This window comes from Streptomyces sp. NBC_01428, from assembly GCF_036231965.1.
Taxonomy (GTDB): Bacteria; Actinomycetota; Actinomycetes; order Streptomycetales; family Streptomycetaceae; genus Streptomyces.
Window position 1 is genome coordinate 3,271,039 of the sequence record NZ_CP109499.1, and the last position, 11,716, is coordinate 3,282,754.

Here is an 11,716-nt window from a genome sequence, read left to right on the forward strand (position 1 = left end):
AACAGGAGGGAGGGGTGGCGAGCGGTAACGCTCGCAGGAACGAACGCAGTCTCAGACATGCACTTCTTTCCGACCATAGCTGTAGTCCGAATGTCATGATGCCGCACGGCCCAACGACCTCGCCAGGACTTGCAAGTCTCCTGATCACCTTTCGGACTGTGATCGCCTGGAGCCAACGCCGAGGCGACCTCGGCGAGTTGGCTGGAGACCCGGCACGCCCAGTCGCCTTCGCGCCGCCCGTGGCCTTTCACCAACCTGGCCGGCGTCTGCCGCGCCTGGTGCGAAAAGTCAACGACTTCACCAGTGGCGCCGACGGCGTAGTTCGGCGTGCCGCACAGGGCTACAACCCGACCTCGGATGCCCGGCATCGACGGTGCCTAGTTGCACCCACTTTCGCCGAGCACCGCTGGCGGCCATGGAACCCGGGTGATGCCGAGAAGCCTGCTCGGCGCCGTCACCTCTGGAGCGAGAGCGTCGCGTTCCGCAGGACGCGTCTACGGACAGTGCTTGGACGCCACAGCATCCTTCCCGCCGCGTACGGGAAAGCACTTCAGATGTCAACCGTTCATGCGACGGGCGCGAACGGACAGGATATGCCCGCTAGTGCGCGTGCGCCACGACCGGGTGCCAGACTCAGCAATCACTACGGGTCCGCCCGCAACGCCGACAACGATCGGTGCCCTACTCATCGCAGAGTGGGGAGCTGCTGCGCGCGTAGGAGCACAGGCAGACCCCTAAGCCTCACGAAGGACGTCGCAGCGTAGCGTCGCCACGCTGTGTCTCGGTCCGTAGTTTCGAGGCGAACGTCATTGTCAAGTCAGCACCCCCTGTTTGTCAGTGGTTGTCACTATGGTGTCCACGATCAATCTTTGAGTGGGCACGTGAGTCTCCTCCTCGCGCGCCAGCTCCAGGGCAAGGAGCGGAAAATGAGTGATGCGCGCATCGAGGCCGCCTGGAAGCGGTTCCAGGAGAGGCTGGACTCCGCTCGTCCTCACGAGGTCGCCCAGGAGTTGCGTGACCTCTTCGTCCCCGAAAACGTTGTTGAGGAACTGCTCCGGCGGCACGAGCTCGAGACCACGAGGATCGCCAGTCTGAAAGAGCCTCTGGGGTTGGGCCGTCCCGACGCGCTGCCCTGGTACACGGGTCCCCGCGCGGGGGACAAGAATTGGCCGGCCTTCGAGGCGAGGGTGCGTCGCTCGCTCGGCCCGGACGCCACGACCAAGCTCGACGAGGCGTCGACGCGGGTCGTAGCGATGCTCGACCACCCTGCGACGCCTACGTTCCGGTCGCGCGGACTTGTAGTCGGGCACGTCCAGTCCGGTAAGACGAGCAACTTCACGGCGGTGGCCTGCAAAGCGGCGGACCGCGGCTACCGGATGTTCATCGTGCTGTCCGGAATCCATAATTCGCTCCGCCGCCAGACCCAGACTCGACTGATCCGCGACGTCGTCAACCTCAACCCGCCGCTGTGGCACCAGATCACCAGCCCTGAGCGAGACTTCGTGCCACCACCGAACGCCCAATCGTTCCTGGCCTCGAAAGACCAGCGGCTCCTATTGGTGGTCAAGAAGAACGCGATCGTCCTGCGCAAGCTGCGCGATTGGCTCGAGCAGGCCCAGGAGCAGTTGGGCAACTGTCCGACCCTGATCATCGACGACGAAGCGGACCAGGCGACCCTGGCGACGCGCAAGATCAACCCGCTGATCAGGGACGTGATCACGCGCCTTCCCAAGGTCTGCTACGTGGGCTATACGGCCACTCCCTTCGCGAATCTGCTGACCGATCCGCGCGACCATGAGGACTTCTATCCGCGCGACTTCATCCTGAGCCTGCAGCGTGGCGAGACCTACCAGGGGCCCGAGACGTTGTTCGGTCGGCATCCCGTCGATGGAGAGGACCCGGAGGAGGTCCCCGGCGGCCTCGACATGATCAGGACGATCCCGGCGGTCGAGCTGGACGACCTGCGGCCGAAGAAGGCGACGGCGGCGGCGCAATTCGAGCCTGCGATCACCGATTCGCTGCGCCGGGCCACACTGTGGTTCTGGATCGCCACGGCCGTGCGTCAGTTGCGCGGCCAGCGCAATGAGCACTCCTCGATGCTGATCCACGCACACTCCGACACGCGAGTGCACGACTCTTACCGGGCACCGCTGCAGGATTTGCGTAGAGAGGTCACGGAAGGCCTGGCGGACGGCCAACCCGCGCTGCTCGGTGAGCTGCGACGTCTGTGGGCCGACGAGTCGGAGCGCGTCGACAACACGCGGTTCGGCGTCGCACGCCCGAGCTTCGAGGAAATCGTTCAGGAGTTGGGGGAGGTGGTCGACTCCACGAAGATCGTGATGGACCATTACCGCAGCAACGACCGCCTCGACTACGACTCCGGCCCGGTGAACGTCATCGCCGTGGGCGGCAACACGCTCTCCCGCGGACTCACGTTGGAAGGGCTCGTCGTCAGCTTCTTCGTACGCTCCTCGAACGTCTACGACACGCTCCTACAGATGGGCCGCTGGTTCGGTTACCGCCCCGGCTACGAGGACCTACCGCGCGTCTTCATGCCCGACGAGATCCGACGCTGGTTCGTGCACCTGGCCACGGTCGAGGAGGAGATGCGTAAAGAGATCGACCGTTATCTCACGGAGCACAAGTCCCCGCTCGAACTGGCCGTCCGCATCCGTTGCCACCCCAAAATGCGGGTCACAGCGCCGTCCAAGGCCGGTGCCGCGGTGCGCAGCGCCGCAGCGTATGGCGGACAGTTGGTCGAGTCCCACTACTTCCCCTGCACTCCGGAGCAGGATGTCCAGGACTGGCACAACACGAACGCGAAGGCCGTGAGGAGCCTCCTCGACGCCGCCTACACCGAGGGGCGGGCTGACCTGGGCGTCAAGAGCGGCCGGGCGTTGTGGCGGGATGTCCCGCTCAGCTCGGTAATGGACTTCCTGAACGGCTACGCCTTCCATCCGAAGTCCGTGGAGGCCTCGCGCAGTCTTATGCGGCAGTACATCGAACGCCGCAGCCAGTCCGGTGCCTTGGTTTCGTGGAACGTGGGCGTTGTGGGCAACGCCGTCCAAGACGAGGCACATACTGTCTCGCTCCCCGGAAACATCTCGGTCGGCCCCGTGACTCGTACGCGCACCAAGGGCAGCGCCGAAGACGACGTCGCCGACATCAAGACACTCACCGGTTCTCGTGACGAGGCGCTGGATCTGAGGATCCCCGCTGGCGAGGCTCAGATGAACCGGAGCCGACTCCAGGAACTCAGGGTGCAGCAGCAACCTGAGCGGGGCCTCGTTTTGCTGTACCCGATCAATGCCAAGTCGCAGGTGCCGGTCCGGACGAAGGACGGCGTGACGGCCGAGGTCGAAGGCCGCGCCCCCTTGAACGCCCCCGGCGAAGTCGTGTGGGGCGCGGCCATCGTCTTCCCCCGCCCGAGTCAGGTCGGCACCGACTTGGCCGTCGAGTACGACTATCTTGCCGCAGACCTCCGCGAGGTGTTCCCCTCGGCCAGCGAGGACGAGGACGAGGACGTGTCCGTGCTGGAGCAAGACCTCGACAACGATGCGGAGGACGGCCGGTGAACGCATCGACGAGTGGCTCAGCGCCCTCAGACCGCATACGCAAGCTGCTCGAGCGGCTGTGGGATCAGCTCGACGAGCGGTCGACGACCGAACCGGCGGCGCTCATGCTCACCGCAGAGCTGGAGATCCGCACACCATGCGGACGCGTTCGGCTCGGACGCGATGCCGAAGGCATGCGACACCTGCTCGTGCCGATCGCGCCGACGGACCGGCTGGAGGACGACCGTCGCAGCGCTGGGGTCCATCTGACCGGGCGGGTACTTCTCGTCGAAGACCTGCCCGTGCGCTTCGCTGACCTCCACTGCCGGAGGGCAGATCTGTCCGGGGTGTTCACCGGACTCGTCGCCGACGTCTGCGCACGGATCGCCGCCGAGCCGGCGGCACGGCCGTACCGCATCGCCCAAACTCTCAACGGCTGGCGTCTGCTGTTCGGCGGCGAGGCGGTGCGCTGGACGGTGCCACGGCTCGCCGGCTTGTTCGCCGAACTCCTGATCCTGGAGCGGCTACTCGACATCCGCCCCGACGCCGTCGAAGCCTGGCAGGGTCCCACCGGTGGCGCACAGGACTTCCGTAGCAACCGCTATGCGATCGAGGTCAAGGCGTCGAGCGGCATCGCTGGCCGAATCGTCCACGTCCACGGCGTCGACCAGCTGGAGGAACCCGCAGGTGGAGCTGTCGACCTCGCCTGGTTCCGTATAGCGGAATCTCACGGGTCCTCGGCCCGATCGGTGCAAGACCTGATCGCGGCGTGTCACACGAAGACTGACCGCGTGGACGTGCTCGACGCGCGCCTGACCGCGCTGGGTCTGAAAGCCGCCTCACCCGGTGTTGCGGCCGACGTCCGCTTCGAGGCGGTGGAGGAACGTTGGCACGAGGTGGACCAGAGATTTCCCAAGATCGTACCGGCGAGCTTCGCCGACGGGACTGTGCCCGTTGGCGTCAGCGGCGTCGAATATCTCGTCGATCTTGACAGCGTCCCAATGCGAGCCGATCAGGCCCTCGCGCTCGACAGACTGGCGAAGGACCTGTGACCAACGCAAACTCGCCCACCTGGTACTCCCAGCCCTTCCGCGCTGACGGCGGCATTACGGCAGAGGGGCTGCTGGGCCAACTCGGCCGCCCTCAGCTTTCGCGGCTGACCATGCTCGTGCGCGAAGCCGCGCAGAACTCCTGGGACGCACGCTACGCCGACCAGGAGGAGATCCGATTCAGCTTCGACCTCAGGAACGTCGGTGCCGCACACATAGGCGAGTGGCGCAGGCTGTTCGCGACCGGCGTGCCGCAGACCGGGGACATCGGCGGTGCGTTCAAACGCCTGTCACAGGCCCCGTCGATCCGCTGCCTGGTCGTGTCCGATCGCGGGACCAGAGGTCTAGGCGGTCCCACCCGATCAGACACGGGCCAGAGCGATCGACGCGAATGGCTGCGGTTCGTGCTGAACAGCGGCGACCGCGAGGGCACCGACCTGCAGGACACATCCGGCGGCACCTTCGGATACGGCAAGGGGGCTTTCTTCCTCGCCTCCAAAGTCGGGTGCACGTTCGTCTACACGCGATTCCGCGAAGACAACGGCGCCCTGAGATCACGCTTCATCGGCGTCGCGATCCGCAAGTCCTTCTGGGAAGGCGGCGCCCGCTACACCGGGCGTCACTGGTGGGGTGATCCCGCGACGGATCACTGCGAGCCGCTACTCGACGCAACGGCCGACGCCGCGGCGCGCAACCTTGGCCTACCCGGATTTGGCACCGACGAGACCGGCACGACCATCGTCATCGTCGAGCCGGACCTGACAGACCCCACCCTGCCGAATACGGACGTCTCCGAAGAAATGGACTTCAACACTGCTGGCAACTACTTGGCCGAAGCATCGGCCTGGAACCTCTGGCCCATCATGCTCGAGGGCAGGGCACAGCGCATGACGGTGTCAGTCACCGCCAACGGCGTCGACATACCCGTGCCCGGTCCCGACGACGACGTCACATTGGCCTTCTTCGCGGACGCCTACCGCAAGGCCGCCGCTGGCGGCGGAGAAGTTCTCAGCTGTCTCAAGCCAAAAAAGGACCTTGGCGCCTTCGCCTCCGAGTACACCTACGCCGCCACCGTGGTCTCCCCAGCCGCTAGGGATCTAGGCCTGGAGGGTGCCCCTCACCACATCTGTCTGCTCCGGGGACCCGAGCTCGTGACCAGGTACTACGCAGGACCCGAGAGGCCCAACCCGCACGTCGGTTACGCCGGGGTCTTCAAAGTCGCAGATGACCTGGACCCCGTGTTCGCCCGCTCCGAACCGCCCACCCACGACGCGTGGGCCTATCAGGAGCTGAAAGGCCCGGAGGCCACGTTCGTGAGGACTCTGGGGCGCCGTCTAAAGGAACGTTGCGACACCATCAGCGGCGCCACCGGCAAGCGGGCGTTCAAGGTCGGTGACTACGCCGTGGGCAACGTCGCCCAGCGGCTCGGTCACCTCCTCGCCGGCCCCGGCGGCACCGGCACCGCCATCATTGACGTCTCCCCCCGACCAGGGACCTCCTTCGCCGCCGGACCGACGCGAGAGGCTCACGAGGACCCACAGGCGCCGCACCAAACAGGGGCTTCCGGCGCGGCCTGGGACTCACCCCGTGAGACGGAAGCTGACGCCGCCCGCCCCCACGACCCGGAAGCAAAGCCAAGCCAGCCGGGACGCACCACCGCAACCCGGAGGCCGACCCTTCTTTCGACACCTCGCTACGAAGTCCTCGCCGGCCGCCCGGTGCTCGTGCAACAGGTCCGGCTCCATGGGTCAGGACGCAACGAGGGACACGCCAGCGTCGTCCTCGCCGATGGGGGCACCGAGGACGTCACTCCGGCCGGGGCCGACTCGCCGACGATCCACGGCTGGCGGACCACTGACGGATCCGTCGTCCTGGGCGATGTCTTCTACCACTCCGGCAATCCGACCGACGTCGAGCTCATTGTCAACGCCGTCCCGGACGTCGTCGTCGAGATCAATGTGACGGGGCAGGCATGAGCGTTCACGCGTGGCCCTACCGCCGGCCGGTCGACCGCGTAGAGGCGCAGCCGTGGCGTACTCATGAGGAGACCGGGGAGCGGCTGCCAGCTGCGCTGCCGACCTGGGACTACGGCACCGACCTCAAGCTGTACCGGGTCGTGCACCTCGACGTGGACGGCATACGCGCCGATTGCGGACTCCCCGAAGACGCCCCCCTGTATATGTGCGTCCGCTATTGGCCCTCAACGTCGCAGATTCGATACTCGGGCTTCGAGGTCGCGTTCGCCGGACACACGCGGCAGACCGTCGTGGTCGTGGAGATGGTCGCCGAGGGAGCCAATCTGGGCGGCTATCTGACTATCGAGACCCTGGTTGCGCTTGCAGAGGACATAGACACCAACGAGCCCTTCGTCCCACGCCGAGCGGGCTCGATCCTGTGGAACGACCAAGCACGTGTCCATCTGGAGGGCGCCGGCGGCCTGCTTCCCACGGCGCCGGTCTCCTTCAGAGAGGCGCAGCTGCCACCCGACGCCGCCTGGTACGTGAGCATGGATGGCGGAGACTGGCATCAAGCAGCCATGGGAAGCCTGCTCGTCCTCCTGAACACCGACAACCCAATGATCCAGAAGGCACTCGAAGCGGACAAGGACGAGGCCGCGACCCTGTTGTGGGACACGCTGGGTGTCGATGTCGTAACCGACCTAGTGGGACGCGCCTTGGACGACGATGCCTTCGACGAGGTCCAGGACCCGTCCGAGATTGACGGAGATCTGACGATGGCTGGTCTGGTCCGCGCCCTCGTCCGAACGTATCTCGCCCAGCCGACCGAGACCGCCTCCGTGGCGATCAAGCGCCTTAGAGATCAACGTCGTGGCGACCCGTCGAAGTTCCGTGCCCAAGTCCAGTCTGGCGTCGGATTCCCCAGAGGGGCCAACCGATGAGCGTTCTCTACCCAAGGCTGCTACCCGGGGAAGCCGACAGGCTCTTCGAGGAACTGCACGAGCACCACCCCGGCACCCACACCCGTATGGTCGCGAACCACTCGCCCCGTTCAGTCTTCGCTGCCACCGGTGGTCGACGCGTCACCCGAGGGGAGCTCGACGACCTGCGCCGTACCATCGTGGCAGCTGCCGAGGAGCAGGGTTTCCCTAAGCCTCCAACCGCTGCCCAGCGGAACGCCTTCGATCAGCGCACTGCGAGGATCCTGCACGAACAGGGCTTCATGGTGCCCGGTGAGGCCGCTCAGCGGCCGGTGTGGGCATTCCTCGCGTTGGTGCTCCTGCCCGACGTCTGCGTATGGCGGTGGCCGCTCAAGCCTGGCCGGGGCTACTCCGCCGATCGTTTCAAGGGACTGGACCTAACCCGACACGCCCTGGGTCGCCTCTGGACGCGCGCCCACGTTCTGCATGACCCAAAGCTGCCGGAACCTTACGAACTGGTCGAGGCTCTCGGCGAGGAGGCTGCTGACCAGATCATGACGAGACGTCGATCTGTCGCAGCCTCACCAGCCCTGGTCCGAGCAGTCGTACGGGGGCACAGGGACGAGCGGGCCCTGAACGAGGTCGGAATGTCGGAACGCGACGTACTTCGCCAGAGTCTCATGCGGCTTCTTCGTCTCCTGGCCTTCGTCAGCGTTGATGCCATCCCAGAGGCTGAGCTCGATCACCTCGTCCGCCGGCTCAGAGCGGAGACACGAAACGCGCTGCGCAGTCGATGAGATGGCAAAGCAAGTGATCGTCTAGCTGGCCTCTGCTAACGGCGACGGTCATCTTCCAGCAGACAACCTCTGACGCCCAGACGCTCCGTGGGACTTCTGAGCCAGATGGTTAGCGGCACTGCGCCATGGACCATCCGTGGACCGAAGTAGACCCCTGCGCCGTCAGCACGGCCTTGACCAGGGGGAACACGTGAGACTCAAGCCCCCTCCGGAGCCGTGTGCGCAGGTTCGAATCCTGCCGGGGGCACCGGAAAATTAGGCCCTGACCAGCGGAAACGCCGGTCAGGGCCTTTCTTGTGCATGCCAAAACGCACACGGCCTACTTGGCCGTGCCCACTCAACCCCTCATTGCCCTGATCAGGGGTTTTCCACGGCCGAGCGGACGAAATCCAAACTGTCCGATCCCGCGAAATTAACTCCTGCGGGACATACGTGGGCCAGAAAGCCGCACGGTGGATCCATCACCCTCAGGAGGCCGCTTTGACCTGCATGTTTACCGAGCGGGACAGCCAAAGGGAAACGGAGAAACAGGCCGTTGCACTTTCCCTGACCCGATTCGGCACAGTCCCGCGAAGGCGTTCCCGCCCGCCCAACAACAGTATGCCCCCATGTCCGACTTACACGAAGGAACGATGATTCCTATAAGCGTCGATCGTTGGGACGCCCCATGCGGGCCTCACTCATGGAGCGGATGACGTGCTCCCTTCCTCCTTCGTTACGGCTACCGGAAGCACGTACTCACCGGCGAGACGCGCCAAGTGCAGCGCGAGGGGCCGGGCGAGCGGCGGATAGTCGTCTTGGTAGCGCAGCTGGTGCGTGAGCGTCGCCCACTCCGCCGGCCGGTCAGGCAGGTCCCCTTCACGCCCCGAGTCCGCCAGCGCCTTCTCCGACAGGCAACCGAGCACGGTGATCTCCAGCTGTCCGGGGTTCCAGGCAGTCTTCCCGGGTGCTGTCCGGCCCTGTGCCGTGGGCGCCAGTTTCATGAGGCCCTTCGGTAGTTTCGCCGCTGTGTGCGGCTTCGCGGTCGTACTCGCGAAGACACGGCTCTCCGTCTCCGTCGTCCCCCACACGCCCTCGGTGAAGCCGACGCTGCCCTTGGCGTCGTGGGCGTACCACTCCGCCACTTCCTCCCGCGCGTTGGCGTCCCGTACGAGCACCACCCGCAGGTCGTCGCCGTAGAGCGTGTGGCGCTGGGCGGGTTCAGTGCCGAAGCCGAGCATGTCGCGGGCCAGTTCACCGTTGCGCAGGCCGGGCCAGCACTGGCGCAGATTGCCGGCGTCCGCCAGCAGGAGCGTCGGGCGGTCGCGGAGTTGGAAAAGCAGTGCGCGGATCTGCCGCTCGGTGTCCCGCTGCCTGTGCTGCTCCACGCCCGGGCGGGCACCGGGCCGGCCCCCTCCATCGCCACCCGTATCAGCCTGCCTCTCCTTCTCGGTCTCCGCCACTGGCTCCGTTGCCTGGGAGAGCAACAGCAACAGCTTCGGGTACGGCACCCATTCGGCGCGCTCGGCGTCCCACCCCTCGATGACGCCCGGTCCTTCGTCCCCGAGGCGGACCCGCACCGCGACAAGCCGATGGACGGGGCGCCGCGTGGGCCCCTTCCTGGTGTGGCGTACGAGCCAGAGCGCCACGTACTGGAGGTCGCCAGGAACTCCGGCCCCCACTCGATGGGCGGGCGGACTGATCGCGCCGAGCTGCCGAAAGGCGTCCAGCCAGGTCCACTTGGCCCGGTGCTCCAGGCCGCTGTCGGTGTCGTCGGGCAGGTTGACGAACTGGCTCAGCCGGTCCTGCCGCGCCCAGGCGATGCGCAGCGCATGCTTGGGATCGGAGTCGGGGACGGCGGCGAAGCGCTCCTTACCGGCGATCTCCATGATCACGACTCCGGCCGCGTCGGGACGCGCAACCACTCGGTCCGCCACAAGTCGGCAGCGCCCTTCGACGGCTTCGGCCAGCCGGACGGCCCTGGGGCGCCCGCGCTCCCGGGAGACCGGCAGGGCGTCGGCCAGGGCCCCCGCGGGCTGGGCGTGTACGCAAATGTCGACCCCCTCGCCCCGCCACCGCCAGGTGTCGTCGTCGGCCGACCCCTCGCTCTCCCCGGGAGGGAAGCCGATGAGCTTGGGCAGTTCCGCGAGCAGAGCGGCACGGGTTTCCGGGGATTGCCAGAAGACGTCGATCTCCAGGGGACGGCCGTTGAGTGCGCGTGCCAGCGCCGCCCGCCGCTGCAGGGCCAGTTGCGTGTCCCGGACGCCCGGACCACGTCCGGCTCCCGAACTAGGCAGCAATGAGGGGGTGTTGCTCCGGGTGACCCGTGTGAGGTCGGGGACCCGGGTCAGCATGGGGCGCAGCCCTTCCTCGACCCAGGCGTCCAGATCCGCCCGCTCCCGTGCCATCAGCCCCGGTCCCACCTCATGCGGGCCGATCGACGGGTGGTAGACGATGCCGGCGGCCACGTCCCCGGACCCGTTGATCCAGCGTTCCGGGTGGGAGAAAAGCGCCTCCGGCTGCGGGTAGTTGCGTACGATGTCCAGCTCGGGCAGGAGTGGTGCGGGGCTGTGGTGGCGCCAGGCCAGTTCTTTCAGCCGCCGGTCGTAGCCGAGGGTGTTCACCATCAACCGGTGGCTCCGGTCCGGCCCTCCCGGCCATGGCAGCGGAGCGTCGAGCAGAACGGTTGCGCCGCCGAGCTGGTGGGGGCGTACGTCCAGCTGGGTGGCCCACCGGCGTACTTGCGAGGACACATGGACGCGGAACCGTGGGGCGAACGGCACGGTGTGGACGGTGATGTTGAGGCAAGCCGAGTAGTACCAGGTCTGTCCGCGGCGCTCGTATCGCTGTGGCGGCCAGGAGACGAGTCGCGCGCCGTTGCCCGAGCTCTCGACGCGAAAGTGGAGTGTGGTGCCCCCGGTAGGGAACGTCCGGGCGGCAAGCCGGAAGGCGACCCACTCGGGCAGCAGGCTGTAGAGCCGTGCGGCGGGTTCGGCTGTTCCGCCCGCCGAGGTCACGGTCTCGGTGAGGTCGACCGATTCGGCCTCCCAATATGGCAGTTGGATGGCCTCGGCCGGGTCGTCGGAGCGGAGCCTCTCCTCCAGGTCGGCGCCTTCGGTGTCGTCCTCCTCCCGGTACATGCCCGCCGCCCAGGTGCCGATCACCGGGGCCAGCACCTCTGGCGGGACGGCTTCCCGTGCGTAGAGCCATGGCAGGCGGCCGTCCGTTCCGGCGTTGCGGCCGGTCGCGATGACGCCGGGGGCCATCGCCTGGAGCAGGGAGCTGAGCCTGCGTACGGGGAGCCGATCGGGGCGGACGGAGCCCGTGCCGGCCTCGGCGTGCATCCTGGTGAGCTCGGTGTGCAACTCCTCGCCGAGCCGCAGCACACTCATCTCCTCCAGCCACGGTCCATGGAGCGGGTCGGGTTCGTAGGCCGCGTTGCGAATGGCGTGATACACG

At 66.8% G+C, this 11,716-nt stretch carries 6 protein-coding genes; 5 read left to right on the plus strand and 1 reads right to left on the minus strand.

Annotation, left to right across the window (positions count from 1 at the left end):
- The first annotated feature begins 926 nt into the window (after positions 1-926).
- Genes OG406_RS14015 through OG406_RS14035 form a run of 5 tightly spaced genes read left to right on the plus strand, consistent with a single transcriptional unit; the run spans position 927 to position 8,278 of the window.
- The gene (locus tag OG406_RS14015; RefSeq protein ID WP_329185997.1) at positions 927-3,575 is read left to right on the plus strand and encodes a Z1 domain-containing protein; all 2,649 of its coding nucleotides are present in this window, start codon (positions 927-929) and stop codon (positions 3,573-3,575) included.
- Positions 3,572-4,606 (plus strand): PD-(D/E)XK motif protein, encoded by a 1,035-nt coding sequence (locus tag OG406_RS14020; protein ID WP_329185998.1) that lies wholly within the window; start codon positions 3,572-3,574, stop codon positions 4,604-4,606. The genes OG406_RS14015 and OG406_RS14020 overlap by 4 nt, the downstream gene beginning before the upstream one ends.
- Entirely contained in the window at positions 4,603-6,579 is a 1,977-nt protein-coding gene (locus OG406_RS14025) for a hypothetical protein (protein ID WP_329186000.1), read from the plus strand. The genes OG406_RS14020 and OG406_RS14025 overlap by 4 nt, the downstream gene beginning before the upstream one ends.
- Positions 6,576-7,502, plus strand: coding sequence for a hypothetical protein (locus OG406_RS14030; RefSeq protein WP_329186002.1), 927 nt, complete (start codon positions 6,576-6,578; stop codon positions 7,500-7,502). The genes OG406_RS14025 and OG406_RS14030 overlap by 4 nt, the downstream gene beginning before the upstream one ends.
- Entirely contained in the window at positions 7,499-8,278 is a 780-nt protein-coding gene (locus OG406_RS14035) for a DUF6339 family protein (protein ID WP_329186004.1), read from the plus strand. The genes OG406_RS14030 and OG406_RS14035 overlap by 4 nt, the downstream gene beginning before the upstream one ends.
- A 680-nt stretch (positions 8,279-8,958) precedes the next feature.
- Here OG406_RS14035 and OG406_RS14040 read toward each other — a convergent pair.
- A complete protein-coding gene (locus OG406_RS14040) occupies positions 8,959-11,715 on the minus strand; it encodes a pPIWI_RE module domain-containing protein (RefSeq protein WP_329186006.1) in 2,757 nt (918 codons plus the stop codon).
- Between the last annotated feature and the right edge of the window lies 1 nt (position 11,716).

Excerpts from the sequence above, each read along its gene's own strand:
- OG406_RS14015 (WP_329185997.1), top strand. The coding sequence starts at position 927 with ATGAGTGATGCGCGCATCGAGGCCGCCTGGAAGCGGTTCCAGGAGAGG.
- OG406_RS14030 (WP_329186002.1), top strand. The coding sequence starts at position 6,576 with ATGAGCGTTCACGCGTGGCCCTACCGCCGGCCGGTCGACCGCGTAGAG.
- OG406_RS14035 (WP_329186004.1), top strand. The coding sequence starts at position 7,499 with ATGAGCGTTCTCTACCCAAGGCTGCTACCCGGGGAAGCCGACAGGCTC.